We start from the raw sequence: 14,767 nt of genomic DNA, 5'->3' as shown, positions 1-14,767 counted from the left end.
GGATTACAGGAAGTGACTTTCTTTTTTCTGTAGGGTCAAAAAAAAGGAACATTAGCATTGTAAATGATCGAAACGCTTTCAAAACAGGTGGCCCGGGTAATGATGAATCAATACGGAAGTTTAGGCATTCCGTTTTTATTTGTCATTGACTTTGAGATGGATCGACCGATCGTCCTTAGGCTCGATGAGCTGGACGAGCGATTGATACGTTATTCCTTTAATGCAAAGGAAGAAAAAGTGGTTTCACCTGCTTTCCAGGTCCCTCAAACCGAAATATTCCCCGTTTCATTTGAGGAATATCAAAAAGCCTTCAATTTGGTTAGCCGGAACATACAGGAGGGAAATACCTACCTGACCAATCTGACTTTTCCTACCTTGATAAAAACTTCATGGACCTTACAGGACATTTATCAGCAGGCGTATGCCAAATATAAGCTCTGGCTTAAGGATCATTTTGTCATTTTTTCTCCCGAACCTTTTGTACATATTGAAAACGGGGTCATTGCTTCTTTTCCCATGAAAGGTACAATCGATGCTTCGATTCCCGGTGCCCTCGAAATCCTGGAAACGGATATTAAGGAAAGGGCGGAACACGCGACTATTGTTGATCTCATCCGGAATGATCTGAACAAGGTAGCCACAAGGGTAGGAGTGGAGCGCTACAGGTATTTTGAAAAGGTGAAAACCGGCCGGGGTGCTCTGATTCAAAGCAGCTCTCATATTCGCGGGCAACTTCCGGAGGGATACCTCAATATTTTGGGTGATATTTTGTTTGAATTATTACCTGCCGGCTCGGTTACCGGAGCCCCCAAAAAGAAGACGGTTGAGATTATTAAAATGGCTGAACCGTACCATCGAGGGTATTATACAGGCGTTTTTGGCGTCTTTGATGGCAAAAACCTGGAAAGTGCCGTTTCTATCCGGTTTATCGAACAAAATGAAGAAGCCTTATGGTATAAGAGCGGTGGGGGAATAACTACTTTTAGTAAGTCAGAAGCTGAATATAAAGAATTGCTTGACAAGGTCTATTTGCCCATAAATAATCATCTGAATCATGAACATGGAATTGCTGCTCCTGGAAACCATTCAGCTCAGGGATGGATTTTTGTATAATTTGCCTTTTCACGAAAGGCGTATGCAACAATCTTCTCTCAGGTTGTGGGGAGAGGTTTATTCCTGGCAACTCTCCGAAATCATCCATATTCCTGAAAGTCAAAAGAAAGGACTTTACAAAGTACGGATTACCTACGGGGTAGAACAATTTAAACAGGAAATCGAATCGTACACCCCGAAGTCGGTCAACACTTTAAAGCTCGTTCGGGCGGATGATATTATTTACGATTTAAAATACCAGGATCGTTCGGCGCTGAATAGGCTGAGCCGTTTAAAGGGAGATTGTGATGAAATTCTCATGGTAAAAAACGGTCTGATCACGGATACCAGTTATTCTAATGTAGCGTTTTTTGACGGAAAACAATGGTGGACCCCGGAAAATCCGTTGCTGGCCGGTACTCAAAGAACAAAACTGGTGGAAGAAGGATATTTAAAAGAGGCAGCGATACGGCCTGAAGACTTAAAAAGGTATCGGGAAATTAAATTAATTAATGCCATGATGGATCCTTTATTGAGTCGATCCATACCTGTCAAAAATATTCTTTAAAGGGGATTGCCGTTCACCCAAAATAAAAGCACATTTTGGCATTAAAAACGACCCTAAAATAAATAATTAAAATTTTATTGAAATAACTTTTGTCAGAGTGGTGGGGAAGATTACCTTTGTGAGGTTCAAAACGGGCAAAAAAAAAAAGCCGTACCTCCTCCGCACGGCTTTTTATATAATCCCATGAACATATCCAAACTAAATCATAATCTTGTGAACAATATTTCCTTATTTTAAATAAGAGAAACATTTGAATTAAATTCGCTTTTAACCTTTTTTAACAAATTGTAATTTACTTTTAACGACCATAATCCCATGGCGACCTAATTTGAAGGGCGGAATTTATTCCGCCTTTCTTTTTTTGCGAATTTATATTTTGATGTTGGGATTAAAAAGTGAGTAATTCGTTCCGAGTTACCTCGGAACGACTTACCACCAAACAAGTTATAATCCCATGAACATATTTCAAATTTAGTTGCTGAAACTTTTATCAGCTTATCAATTTTCTATCTCCTCTTTTTCTTATCCCCTTTTGATGATACAAATATGTAGGGATATTCACAGGACAACAAAGACAAAATAAGGGCATTGTGAATTATTTTTTATGATTTTTGTTTTCATTTATAAAGTATAAATATCTGTTTTACAATAGTTTGTGTTTATTTATTTTGTTGATAATGTGAAAAAATAATAGTTTTTTTACCCTGTTTTTAGTGAAAAAAAAGTTGAAAAAAAATAAAAAAAGAGGTTGCATCTTTAAAATTGGTAAATTTATGTGAAATAAAAGGAGATAAATTTTCGCGTTTACAGAGAAAATCGGTTAGGATGAGTGAAACAATAAGTTCCGGGAAGGGCACATTGAAGGAAAAATTACATGAAATAATCTTTGAAGCGGATACACCTGCCGGAAAAGCCTTTGATGTTTTGTTGCTGATCTTTATTACAGCAAGTGTCATAGTAGTGATGTTGGAAAGTGTTTTGTCCATTCAGGTGAAATACGGTTGGTGGCTGGATTTACTGGAATGGCTGTTTACCTTTGTATTTACCATTGAGTATGTACTCCGTTTATATTCCGTTTACCGGCCAATAAAATATGCAACGAGTTTTTTTGGCGTGGTGGATCTTTTATCCATTTTGCCTGCCTACCTGAGTCTTATTTTTATAGGATCGGAATATTTCCTGGTGATCAGGATTTTGAGATTATTGCGCGTATTCAGAATATTTAAATTGGCCCATTTTCTCAAAGAAGGTCGTTTATTGGTAAAAGCCCTCCAGGCAAGCCGCGCACGGATAACAGTCTTTTTGACCTTTGTAGTGGTGCTTACCATTATCATCGGTTCGATCATGTATCTGATTGAGGGGGGAGCGGAAAGTGGTTTTACCAGCATTCCCAATGCGATTTACTGGGCCGTTGTTACCTTGACAACCGTCGGGTACGGAGATATTACGCCGGTAACCGCCCTGGGGCAATTCTTTTCTGCCGTGGTCATGATTTTGGGTTATGCCATCATTGCCGTCCCTACCGGAATTGTAACCGCGGAAATCATCAAGGAAGGCAAAAACATGGCCAATACACAATCATGCCGTAATTGCGGTGCCGAAGGGCATGATGATGATGCGATTTTCTGTAAATATTGCGGAGCAAGGTTAAACAAATAATTCAAAACCTCCGCCTATCCCATTGCCAGTATCAGGATTTACGGGATTTGGGGATTTACAGGATTTAGAAATTTAATGATTTGATAATTGATTTCTGCTACATCGTAGTATTAAACCCAGTAGATCATCAAATAATTATCGCGTTCCAGGAACCCTTGAAGTAGCAAAAAGGCGTTTGATGCTGTATCGTCCACTTCCGTTCACCAATACCATCAAAAGCCCGCCAATGATGGCGATATTTTTCATAAACTGGATCGACTGAAACCTTACCATATCCGAAGGATCGTTCCAAAAGGAATGTACGATAAATGTGACCGGTACCCAATACAACAGTAATAGTAAAGCTCCAAGGGAAGAACGATAGCCCATAAGGATAAGGGTTCCTCCGGTAATCAAAACAAAAATGGCGCCTGAAAGCAAAAGATCCTGGCGCCAGGTAATGCCATAGCTCGTCATTATTTCCTGGGTGCTCTGGAAATATCGAATGGAATCATAAGCTTCGAATAAAAAAATAAAGGACAGAAAAACCCGCCCGATGAGATCGGCAATATCTTTCATAGTGGTATTGTAGTTGTATTATTTTAGGCTAAATATTTTTTTGGCATCCAAATAATTACCCAAAGGTCACAAATGGAATATCCCATACTCACGGCGCGGAAGATTTTTCCGCGACCTTTGCACTTAAATTTTCACCCTGATATTTTTAAAATCAATAAAATCGTAATTTTCCTTTAGCCATTAAATCAGTTTCACTTCGTCTCCAAGTTTGATCTCCCCCCCTTTGATCACTCGGGTCGTTATTCCGCCATGTCCACGCATGGCATTATACCCACCGGCGCCAAGGTTTTCCTCCATTCGGGAACAAGGGTGGCACTTACCGGTCATTTCAAGAATAACCTCACCTATCTGAAATTGCCGGTCTGAAAAAGCCAGCAGATTGATGCCTGAAACGACAATATTCCTTCGCAGTTCGCCCGGGTGAATCACTTGTTTGCCCATCACATGTGTTACCCCCTGAATATGCTCCGATTGAATCAGGGTCACCTGTCTTTTTTTGCTCTCTCCGTGGTAATGATCCCCGACCAATCCTTCATCCCTGGTCACTTCGACCCTTTCCTTTTCAATAAGCGGTTGACGTTTATCGGGGCGGATCCCAATCCAGTCTACCCGTCCTTTTTGAGGCATTGTATTAAAAAGTTCGTCCATTTCCTGAAATTTTGTTGTTCGATTAAACGTTGATTGAAACCTAAAGTCAAAGGTACACATTTGCTATAATAATTATTAAAAACTCAAATTAACTATGCAATCAATTTCCATCAAAACCTTGCTATTCATGACGTTTGTTTTTCTTTTCGGGCAATCTTTCGCATATTCCCTTCCTCCACAACTGAAAGAGGGCATTCAACCGCCACGTTGGGAGAAACTCGGAGAAAGAACAGTCAAATACAACCTCGACCGCGATGAAATAATGGTCACCGCCCAGGAAGGACGATTCAGTGCACTGAAATTACTGGTAAAAAAAGGCGGCATCAATATGCACAAAATGACCATCCATTTTGGGGACGGCACCGAGCAGGAGGTCAACCTGAAAAATAACATTCCTGCCGGCGGGGAAACGCGAGTCATTGACCTGAAAGGAGGCAATAAAAGGGTCATCCGAAAAGTCGTCTTTTGGTATGATACCAAAAATGTGGCCAACAGACGGGCTGTTGTGGAGTTGTGGGGAAGGCATTGAACCGGGCTCTGCCTTTTTCTAATAAACAGTATTTCTATCACGTAGCATCCGGATTGGGTAAACAAAAAAAGAGAAGCTGTCCTGAGCAGGGCAGCTTCTCTGGTTTTATCGCTATTGAATACGGGGTTTTTACGCTAATTAGGGTAGACCACACACTTTCCCACTCAAATCCTTGCACAATAAAAATAATAATGCTAACTTAATGCCTTGAATGGGTGCGGCTTATGCCCCATTTTGTTTTTGAAACACTTACCGATATTAATAATAGAACTATTTACATACCTTTTTTCAAATTGTAGGAAAGGCGGCCTTAGGGTCGCCTTTTGTTTTTCAAGGGGGGCAGGGAATTGGATTTCGTTTTTTTTCAGTAGATTTATGGGCCGTAATGAAAAATCGAATTTGGATGACCAAGCTAAAATATATAGGTGTTTTTACCCTGCCGATGACTGTCGTTATATCCTTTACCCAGATGGGAATTTGGTGTTTTTTACCTGTATTTCTTTTTTTTGGACTGGTGCCTTTACTGGAGTTGCTCCTCAAGCCGGATAAATATAACCTTGAAGGCAGAGCACTTGAAATGGCCAAAACCGATCCCTTCTACGATTGGCTGCTTTACCTGACCGTACCGGTTCAGGTAGGCTTCCTGGTCTGGTTTTTAATCGTCATCAGGGAGACGCCGATGGGAACGATCGAATATGCCGGAAGGATTCATGCTATGGGATTGATGTGTGGAGTGTTCGGGATCAATATTGGTCACGAACTGGGACACCGCTCCAGCCGTAGTGTGCAGGTGTTGGGAGAAATATCCCTGATGACTTCTCTGGAAATGCATTTTTTACCTTATCACAATAGTGGCCACCACCATAATGTGGCGACCCCCAAAGATCCTGCGACAGCCAGGAAAGGAGAATGGCTTTACCTGTTCTGGTTCCGTTCACAAATAGGCAGTTATATCCAGGCCTGGCAGCTGGAAACGAATCGATTGAAAAAAAAGGATCGCTATTGGTTGTCTTTGTCTAACAGAATGGTGGTTTATACGATGGCACAACTCACCTTGATTGGAATAGTTTTTATGTTCTTTGACTGGGCCGGGTTGTTCGCTTTTCTACAGGTGGCATTGATGGGCATTCTTTTACTGGAGACGGTCAATTATATAGAACATTACGGATTGTTGCGAAAGAAAAAAGAACATGGCCGTTATGAAAGGGTACTGCCTCGCCATTCCTGGAACTCGGACCACGTGATCGGTCGTACGTTCCTTTTTGAATTGTCAAGGCATTCTGACCATCATTATAAAGCAAGTAAACATTACCAAATCCTGGAAACGGTTCAGGATAGCCCACAGATGCCAACGGGATACCCGGGTATGATGCTGTTGTCGCTGCTGCCGCCGCTTTGGTTTTGGGTGATAAACAGGAGACTTTGACAAGGTGACATATTCGCTTGGCGGCCAAGAGCGAAAGCAAAAAAGTGCGCAAGGTGGCATCTTAGCGCAGAGGCCAAGAGCGAAAGCAAAAAGGTGTCATCTTGTGATGTGGTAAATACATAATTCATTTCAATATGCAACTCAAACAATCCTACGATTACATCATCATTGGCTCCGGTTTTGGAGGGTCGGTCTCTGCCTTGCGACTTGCGCAAAAGGGGTACTCTGTGTTGGTTATTGAAAAAGGTAAAAGATTTGAATCAGAAGATTTCCCTAAAACGAACTGGAACCTGCGCAAATGGTTTTGGTTGCCTGCCTTCAAATTGTTCGGCATCCAAAAGCTGACTTTTTTTAGACACATTTCCATTCTCAGCGGGGTAGGCGTAGGCGGCGGATCTTTGGTCTATGCCAATACTTTACCGAAGCCCAAGAAGGCATTTTACAATCACGGCTCCTGGGCAAAACTGGCGGATTGGGAAACGGAACTTGCTCCTTTTTACGAGTTAGCCTGGGAGATGTTGGGAGCGGCTAAAAATCCAAATCTCACCGAAAGTGACCTGGCGCTAAAGGAACTGGCGCAACAAATCGGGAAAGCCGACCATTTTGAAGCGACTAAAGTGGCCGTTTTTTTTGGTGAACCCGGAAAAGAGGTCGCTGATCCATTTTTCAAGGGAGAAGGCCCGGAGCGGAAAGGTTGTATCCATTGCGGGGCCTGCATGACCGGCTGCCGGCATAATGCCAAAAATACCCTGGATAAAAATTACCTCTACCTTGCACAAAAACTGGGAGTGGACATTCTTCCCGAGCATGTGGTGACGGATGTGCAGCCCATAGGAAACGATGGTTCCGACGGTTATGAGGTTATATTCAAAAAATCTACCGAATGGTTTTCTTTGAAAAAGAAGGTTAAAGCCAAAGGGATCGTTTTTGCCGGCGGAGTGCTGGGCACCTTGCCTTTGCTCTTAAAATTGAAGGAAACTTCTCTTCCCAACCTAAGCCCAAGGGTAGGGGATATGGTGCGTTCGAATAATGAATCATTGATCATGAACGTTTCCACGAATAAAGATCTGGTAATGTCGGAAGGGATAGCCATTGGTTCTATTTTGGAGGTGGATGAGGATAGCCACCTCGAGCCGGTCAGGTATGGGCAAGGATCCGGATTCTGGCGAACGGTGATGATGCCTATGGTGAATGAGCCTAACGGACTGAAGCGCCTTGCTAAATTAATGGCCACCCCTTTTATGGCCCCATGGCAGTGGCTGAAAATTTACTTTATAAAGGATTTTAGCGACCGGACAGCTGTTTTGTTGTTCATGCAGCACATTGACAGCACTCTTAAATTCAGACGGGGACTTTTTAGAATGAAAACAAAAATCGAGGCGGGCAAGGCACCTACCGCTTTCATCCCCAAGGCCGCTGAAATGGCCTACAAATACGCCGATCTTATTGATGCCAAACCAACGGTGATGTTTACCGAGGCCCTTACTGGGATTCCTTCCACCGCACATATCCTTGGAGGGGCAGCGATGGGAAAGGATGCCAGTGAGGGAGTGATCGATAAAAACAACCGGGTTTTCGGGTATGAAAATATGTTTATCTTCGATGGATCAGTTATTTCTGCCAACCCGGGGGTGAATCCTTCCCTGACCATTACGGCTATTGCCGAGCGGGGAATGAGTTTGATTGATTGATTTTTTGATAATATGATACTATAATTCTATAATGCTTTGATCATGTTAGGGAGGGGGCAAAACGCAGAATAAAAGGATTTTCCCTAAATATTTCAGCGATAATCTGCGAAATCATCATGACAAAAAAGTATCGGAATAGAAACATTCTAACTAAAAAAAAACTTTCGTTACAGTATGTTTAGGGCCGGGGCGGAGGTGTGGCAAAAGTGTAAAATTATCTTTACTGCGTTTCTTATAATTAGTGAGTATTCCAATTTTAGTTTGAACTTCAAAGATTTTCTCCTTTCAAACAAAATTTTTCATGCTGGATTCGTGTTTAAAAGGCTAAAAATTTGTATATTAGCCTAAGTTGAAAAGGAGTGATACAGACTGCTTTTTATCCCTTCTGCCGTTAAGAATTGGGGAATGAAACGCCTTAAACAGTCCCCTGGACGAGCAGTGTACCTCCTCTTTTAAAGGACAAAAAAGTTCTTTACCATATCCTTCAAATTTTTTCCGATGTAGCCCCCTGGTATTCGCTACTGGCCGGATTTCAGTTAGACTTCCAATTGATCCATTTTTTAAATTCCGGCTGTTGACTCCGAGAACGGGGTGTTTCATTGGATGATTGAAGCTTTAAATTTCGCTCTGATGAAAAAAAAACTTAGTTACGCTTACGGATCAAAGGAGGTGCCTCTCCTGGAAATTACCATTGGGAAAATGTTTGATCAAGTTGTCGAAAAATACGGTGAGCATGAAGCACTCGTCGTGACTCATCAAAATATTAGGTGGACTTATAATGACCTAAAAAAACAGGTGGACGCATGCGCCAAAGCGCTTTTAGCGCAAGAGGTGAAAAAGGGAGACCGTGTGGGAATTTGGGCTCAGAACCGCAGTGAATGGATGGTAGTTCAGTACGCTACGGCAAAAATTGGAGCCATTTTGGTGAATATCAATCCCAGTTATCGCCTCCATGAATTAAAATATGCGCTCAACCAATCGGGCTGTAAAATGCTCATCGCAGCCCACGAGTTTAAATACTCCAAATATACCGACATGCTTTATGCTTTGCTTCCGGAATTAAACTATGCTAACCCCGGGCAGCTTCGATCTGAAGAAGTGCCTGGACTTAAAACCATAATCACCCTGGGCAATTCTTCTAAACCCGGCATGTTCACATGGGCTGAGTTTTTGGAGAACGGAACGGAGGTGGATGATGGTTTGTTAACGGAGCGTCAGGCGTCACTGCATTACAAAGAACCTATCAATATTCAATACACCAGCGGCACTACAGGTTTCCCCAAAGGAGCCACCCTGAGTCATTACAACATTCTCAACAATGGATTTTTTGTAACTGAATCCCTTCAATTGACCTATAAGGACAGGATGATCGTCCCCGTTCCGCTTTACCATTGTTTTGGAATGGTTCTGGGTAACCTGGGGGCTATGACCCACGGTGCTACGGTTATTTACGCCAGCGAAGCCTTTGACCCCAAAGCGATTCTTGAAATCGCAGACCTGGAAAAGGCGACCATTCTTTACGGAGTACCTACCATGTTTTTTGCAGAACTCGATCTGCCGGAGGTAAGGCAATTTGACCTTTCCACCTTGAGGGGAGGCATCATGGCCGGGGCGCTTTGTCCGCCCGAACTGATGAAAAAAGTCCAAACCGTAATGACGATGACTGATATGCAAATTGCCTATGGCATGACCGAAACCAGTCCGGTGAGTACCCAAACTCAATCTCATACCCCTTTCGATAAACGGGTGAGCACCGTAGGGCAAGTACATCCGCACCTCCAAGTCAAAATTGTTGACCCGGCCACTGGTGAAACGGTGGAACGCGGTGTCAAAGGGGAATTGTGTACCCGCGGTTATAGTGTAATGATCGGCTACTGGCAGGATGAAGTCAAAACCAAAGAATCCATTGACGAGGAGGGATGGATGCATTCCGGGGACCTCGCGACCATGGACGAAGAGGGTTATGTCAATATCGTTGGCCGAATCAAGGATATGATCATCAGGGGTGGGGAGAATATCTATCCCAAGGAAATTGAAGAATTTTTGTACCTCCATCCTAAAGTGAGCGAGGTGCAGGTGATTGGAGTCCCTAGTGAAAAATATGGAGAAGAAGTCATGGCCTGGATAAAGCCCAAACATGGACTCACGGTGACTCCTGAAGAAATTCAAGCGTATTGTAAGGGACAGATCGCCCATTATAAAATTCCGGAGCACTTTAAGTTTACCGAGGAATTCCCAATGACGGTCACCGGCAAAATACGAAAGGTGGAAATGCGAAAAATCAGCGTGAAGGAACTGGGGATTGAAATGGAGGATGTTTTGGGATAAGGCAAAACTGAAATGGTTCACAACAAGATAATATGCACGCAGATCCCGCAGATTTACGCTGAATGAAGAATCTTTTTTTAACTTTTGTCAGCGCTTTTCTCCGAGATTTGCGTGATTTTGCCACATTTTATTTCATAATAAAGAGATTTTACTCGACCACGATCTCATCCACAAACAACCAGGCTTCGTTGCCGGCTCCCTGGAGTCCTGCAGCAATGATGCCGTGGCGATGGATATGGATTTTCAAAAATCTGCCATGTACATTATCCAATGACAATACTGCGTTTACGATAGTATCATCTGATTGGCTATCAGTCCATTCGCCGGCTTTTGTGAAAGTCTCACCATCTTCAGAGACCAAAACCTCAATGGATTTGGGCGGATAAATCCATTGGCCAACCCCTTGATAAAAGCGAAAACTAAGTTTGGTAATATCCGTTGATTCCCCCAAATCAATGGTTGCTATACAATCCTCTCCCGAAAAACCCAGCCATTCTGTATCTCCATAACGCTTGTCGCTTCCCATGAGGCCGTTTATTATAGCTCCGGGGCCTCCGGAATTGTATTTTTCATGAGGTGCATTGGCCAATTCGATCTTTTTTCCGGCAGCCTTATGAATATTAAAATTATAGTTGATCCCACGGCCCACTTTTTTTCCGTTGATAAATGAATTAGCCTTGAACATCTCACTTTTTTCAATTACAACCGGTGCGGTAAATTCAGGACTTTCTGTAGTTACCTCTTTACCATCAACACTATACCTGATGGTTGGTGATTTGGATCCTGTAGTAAGGCTGATCCTGACGCCTTGTCCGTCGCCTGATTCAGCTTTGGCATTGATATCAAATAAGTGGTTTGCAACGTTGACGCCCGACTTTTTCAGGTTTTCCAATTGTGGCTCAAGTCGAGTAATGAAATCCTCGTAGTTTCGGCTGTCTTTGGGGGACCAAAGCACTTCTGACAGGGCGCACATCCGGGGGAAGATCATGTATTCCACATTTTCGGGCGTTTGGAGATATTCTGTCCAAAGATTGCCCTGTGCGCCGAGAATGTGCCTGGCATTTTCCGGAGACAACTCTACCGGGGTGGGTTCGAAAGAATAGACTTTCTCAAGTGGAAGATAACCTCCAATAGCTAATGGTTCGTTAGGATCATCGGACTGATAATAGTCGAAATAACAATGGGAACCAGGGGTCATAATCACATCGTGGCCCATTTCAGCTGCGGCAATTCCGCCTTCCATGCCTCGCCATGACATCACCGTTGCGTTGGGTGCGAGCCCCCCTTCCAGGATTTCGTCCCAGCCAATGATTTTCCGTCCCTTGGAATTGAGAAATTTTTCAATTCGCTGGATGAAATAACTCTGCAGTTCATGCTCATCCCTGAGCCCTTCTTTTTTGATGAGCTCCTGGCAGAACGCACTGTTTTTCCAGGCTGTTTTCGGACATTCATCTCCGCCGATATGAATGTATTGAGAAGGGAACATTTCCAACACTTCTGTCAGGACATTTTCGAGGAAGGTAAAGGTTTCTTCAGTAGGGCAGAAAACTTCTTCAAAAACACCCCATTTTGTGGCCGGCTCGATGGTGTCACCGGTACAGGACAGCTCAGGATAGGCGGCAATAGCGGCGCGGGCATGGCCCGGCATCTCGATTTCCGGGATAACGGTGATATGTCTCGACGCTGCATAAGCTACAATATCCTTGATTTCTTCCTGGGTGTAATATCCACCATAGCGTTGACCGTCAAACTGTTGCGGTTTTTCACTGTAATGACCGATCAGTGTTTCGGGCCTGTAAGCAGCAACTTCCTGGAGTTTTGGATATTTTTTGATCTCCACGCGCCATCCCTGATCATCCGTAAGGTGCCAGTGGAATGAATTGTATTTGTATTTCGCGAGAAAATCTATGTATTTTTTGATAAAATCGGAAGGGAAGAAGTGACGTGACACATCGAGGTGCATGCCTCTGTAGGAGTAGCGGGGTTGGTCGGTGATGTTGACATTGGAAACCACCGGCTGGTCGTCCGGCATGAGCTGCAACATGGACTGTATGCCGTAGAATATTCCTGCAGTTTCTTTTGCGGAAACGGTAATGCCTTCTGTGGTGACTTCCAGTTTATAGCCTTCAGTACCTAAATCAGATTCCGTTAACTGCAGGTGGATGGTATTCCCTGAAAGCGTTTTACTGGTCTCCAATTCCATGTTGTACAACTTTCGGAATCTTTCATTGAGGTAACCCACAAGCGGCATAAGTAAATCCTCCCGGGATTGAACTACTATTTTGGTCCGGTCATTTATTTGGAAAAAACCATCCATTTTTTCCATCTGGGCAGGAAGGGGGATAATGGAATAAGTAGGGGTGAAGTTTACGGTTTCCTTTTGTTGGCAACTTGAAAAGCCGCATAACAAAAAAGTAAACACCCATAAATTGAAAAAGGAATTTTTTGACATGGAAAGATTGTTTTAAAATAAAAAACGGGGCGACCCGTAAAAAGTCACCCCGTGGATTTTATTCTGATAATTTATATTTCTGACATTGTCGGTGTGCTTAATTATTTAGCCCACCACAACTTAGTGTTTTGTTTGTCAGGTCCCTGAATCGCGTTAGCCGCTTCTACGTTGGCACCGTTATTATTGTACGCGCTACTGCCATACTGCATTCTTGTTGGGTAGTCACCGTCAATATCTCCGAGGCCAAAGATATCAGCATCTTCCACGCCTGCTGCCAATTGAGTAGGATAACCGGATTTTCTAACTATGGACCATCCTTCAAAACCATCTGTGTAACTGGCAATCCATCTCTGAACGTTTATTTTCTCGAGCTTTTCAGCGTCACTGCCACTTAATACAGCAAGGTCAGAGTTGCCGAGGTAAGTATCAATATCGCCGTCGGCAACTTTCCAGTATTTCATGGAAGCACGGATACCCTTCTCGAACAAATCCTGAGCATCATCATTGCCAAAACCTCTAACAGCAGCTTCTGCTCTGAGGAAGTAAACTTCGGCTGTAGACATAACGATCTCCGGAGCATCGTTTGGATCCGTTTTGGATGTACCAAGAATATAATCAGAAGGATCAGAAAACAGTTCATATCTGGCAAGAGAGGAGATCTTTCCACCCAAACGGGTTGGCTGACCAACATAGTAGGTGTTTTCAGCCATGGTAAGGGTATAAGTAGGATCGTTATTTTCAAGTGTATAAGCTACACCGGCCTCATCCAAAACAGAAAGTATAAAAGCAATCCTTTTTGGGAAATTCGTATAACCGTCAGGATTTTCACTTTCATTAGGCCTGGTAACAGACATAGTACCTCCCGGGGCTGGTTTGGCATAGACACTCAAACGTGGATCGTTATAATCTCTGAGGTAGTTGACGAGGGTCTGGCTTAATTTCCAATTGCCTCCGTCACCAAATGCATACCAAATGTCACCGTAAGAACTAGCGTTCCACTCGGAAATTACGTTATCTTCTCTCATGATTGCTCCGTCTCCTTCTTCCAGGAGATCCTCCGCCAACGCTTTATTGATTTCACCGGCAGCGAAATCGTCCCCGGTAGCGCCAAGAGCTCTCATCGCAATCCGTAATCTCAAGCTGTTGGCTAAAGCTTTCCATTGTTGAAGGTCGCCATCAAAGAAAAGGTCGTTGGTCGCAATATTTTCTACCCCGTCACCGGTTACGGTGGCATCTCCAATGGTTTCGATTGCAGTGGTCAGGTCAGCAAGGCAACCTTTGTAAACGTCTTTCTGGCTGTCGAACTTAGGCAACAAAATATCCGGATTACCCGCTTCTGAATAAGGAATCATGCCGAATACATCGGTGTACTGCTGGTAGTACATGGCCTTGAGAATCAAACCGACCGCGTTGCTCAATGGATTTTCGAAATCACCACCAGGCTGAGTCAGCAGCAGATAGGTGTTGATATAACCGAAATAACTTCCATATAAATTCGCCCAGGCAGCATCTGTATAACCACTGTTGTAGGTGTAACCCAATTCGTCACTCCACCAGGAACTATGGAAGCCAAATGTGTAATATCCTGCATAACGATCTGCATGGATCAATTGAGCACGCCAGTATGGATAACGGTCAGGAGAAAATAATTTGTATTGCGCCTTCGGCAGGAAGTAAGCCGCACTGGCCTCGGATCCAGTAATAGCGTTCGGGTCGGTATTGATCTCCACAAAGTCTTCGGTACAGGCGGAAAAGCCAAAGACCAGGAAAAGGATAAGGATAATATTATATTTTCGCATTTGAAGTGAATTTTTTT

Annotated in this window: 11 protein-coding genes; 7 read left to right on the top strand and 4 right to left on the bottom strand. The window is 43.3% G+C overall.

Going from position 1 to position 14,767, the window contains the following annotated elements; all coding sequences use genetic code 11:
• Positions 1-66: 66 nt before the first annotated feature.
• The 3 genes from H6571_06445 (at position 67) to H6571_06435 (ending at position 3,319) form a co-directional block, all read left to right on the top strand.
• Entirely contained in the window at positions 67-1,113 is a 1,047-nt protein-coding gene (locus H6571_06445; GenBank protein ID MCB9323365.1) for an aminodeoxychorismate synthase component I, read from the top strand.
• On the top strand, positions 1,055-1,660 hold the full coding sequence (locus H6571_06440) for an aminotransferase class IV (protein ID MCB9323364.1): 606 nt from the start codon (positions 1,055-1,057) through the stop codon (positions 1,658-1,660). The genes H6571_06445 and H6571_06440 overlap by 59 nt, the downstream gene beginning before the upstream one ends.
• 825 nt (positions 1,661-2,485) lie before the next feature.
• Positions 2,486-3,319 (top strand): ion transporter, encoded by an 834-nt coding sequence (locus H6571_06435; GenBank protein ID MCB9323363.1) that lies wholly within the window; start codon positions 2,486-2,488, stop codon positions 3,317-3,319.
• 135 nt (positions 3,320-3,454) lie between these two features.
• On the opposite strand, the gene H6571_06430 is transcribed toward H6571_06435, so the two are convergent.
• Both H6571_06430 and H6571_06425 read right to left on the bottom strand, forming a co-directional pair.
• Complete coding sequence (locus H6571_06430; GenBank protein MCB9323362.1) at positions 3,455-3,877, bottom strand: DoxX family protein; 423 nt, start codon at positions 3,875-3,877, stop codon at positions 3,455-3,457.
• 180 nt (positions 3,878-4,057) lie between these two features.
• Entirely contained in the window at positions 4,058-4,525 is a 468-nt protein-coding gene (locus tag H6571_06425; GenBank protein MCB9323361.1) for an MOSC domain-containing protein, read from the bottom strand.
• 94 nt (positions 4,526-4,619) lie between these two features.
• Between H6571_06425 and H6571_06420 the strand changes: the two genes are divergently transcribed.
• The 4 genes from H6571_06420 (at position 4,620) to H6571_06405 (ending at position 10,499) form a co-directional block, all read left to right on the top strand.
• Positions 4,620-5,054, top strand: a complete 435-nt coding sequence (locus H6571_06420; GenBank protein MCB9323360.1) for a DUF2541 family protein — start codon at positions 4,620-4,622, stop codon at positions 5,052-5,054.
• Positions 5,055-5,457: 403 nt separating this feature from the next.
• The gene (locus tag H6571_06415; GenBank protein ID MCB9323359.1) at positions 5,458-6,480 is read left to right on the top strand and encodes an alkane 1-monooxygenase; all 1,023 of its coding nucleotides are present in this window, start codon (positions 5,458-5,460) and stop codon (positions 6,478-6,480) included.
• Positions 6,481-6,614: 134 nt separating this feature from the next.
• Entirely contained in the window at positions 6,615-8,171 is a 1,557-nt protein-coding gene (locus H6571_06410; protein ID MCB9323358.1) for a GMC family oxidoreductase, read from the top strand.
• 630 nt (positions 8,172-8,801) lie between these two features.
• Complete coding sequence (locus tag H6571_06405) at positions 8,802-10,499, top strand: AMP-binding protein (protein MCB9323357.1); 1,698 nt, start codon at positions 8,802-8,804, stop codon at positions 10,497-10,499.
• 148 nt (positions 10,500-10,647) lie between these two features.
• On the opposite strand, the gene H6571_06400 is transcribed toward H6571_06405, so the two are convergent.
• The gene (locus H6571_06400) at positions 10,648-12,951 is read right to left on the bottom strand and encodes a family 20 glycosylhydrolase (protein ID MCB9323356.1); all 2,304 of its coding nucleotides are present in this window, start codon (positions 12,949-12,951) and stop codon (positions 10,648-10,650) included.
• A gap of 101 nt (positions 12,952-13,052) precedes the next feature.
• On the bottom strand, positions 13,053-14,750 hold the full coding sequence (locus H6571_06395) for a SusD/RagB family nutrient-binding outer membrane lipoprotein (GenBank protein ID MCB9323355.1): 1,698 nt from the start codon (positions 14,748-14,750) through the stop codon (positions 13,053-13,055).
• Positions 14,751-14,767 lie beyond the last annotated feature (17 nt).

The sequence above is a fragment of the Lewinellaceae bacterium genome, from assembly GCA_020636105.1.
GTDB lineage: Bacteria > Bacteroidota > Bacteroidia > Chitinophagales > Saprospiraceae > BCD1.
The sequence above is the reverse complement of the archived record's forward strand: the minus strand, read 5'-3'. Positions and strand labels throughout refer to the sequence as shown.

Excerpts from the sequence above, each read along its gene's own strand:
- H6571_06430 (MCB9323362.1), bottom strand. The coding sequence starts at position 3,877 with ATGAAAGATATTGCCGATCTCATCGGGCGGGTTTTTCTGTCCTTTATT.
- H6571_06440 (MCB9323364.1), top strand. The coding sequence starts at position 1,055 with ATGAACATGGAATTGCTGCTCCTGGAAACCATTCAGCTCAGGGATGGA.
- H6571_06435 (MCB9323363.1), top strand. The coding sequence starts at position 2,486 with ATGAGTGAAACAATAAGTTCCGGGAAGGGCACATTGAAGGAAAAATTA.
- H6571_06420 (MCB9323360.1), top strand. The coding sequence starts at position 4,620 with ATGCAATCAATTTCCATCAAAACCTTGCTATTCATGACGTTTGTTTTT.
- H6571_06410 (MCB9323358.1), top strand. The coding sequence starts at position 6,615 with ATGCAACTCAAACAATCCTACGATTACATCATCATTGGCTCCGGTTTT.
- H6571_06415 (MCB9323359.1), top strand. The coding sequence starts at position 5,458 with ATGACCAAGCTAAAATATATAGGTGTTTTTACCCTGCCGATGACTGTC.
- H6571_06405 (MCB9323357.1), top strand. The coding sequence starts at position 8,802 with ATGAAAAAAAAACTTAGTTACGCTTACGGATCAAAGGAGGTGCCTCTC.
- H6571_06400 (MCB9323356.1), bottom strand. The coding sequence starts at position 12,951 with ATGTCAAAAAATTCCTTTTTCAATTTATGGGTGTTTACTTTTTTGTTA.
- H6571_06425 (MCB9323361.1), bottom strand. The coding sequence starts at position 4,525 with ATGGACGAACTTTTTAATACAATGCCTCAAAAAGGACGGGTAGACTGG.
- H6571_06395 (MCB9323355.1), bottom strand. The coding sequence starts at position 14,750 with ATGCGAAAATATAATATTATCCTTATCCTTTTCCTGGTCTTTGGCTTT.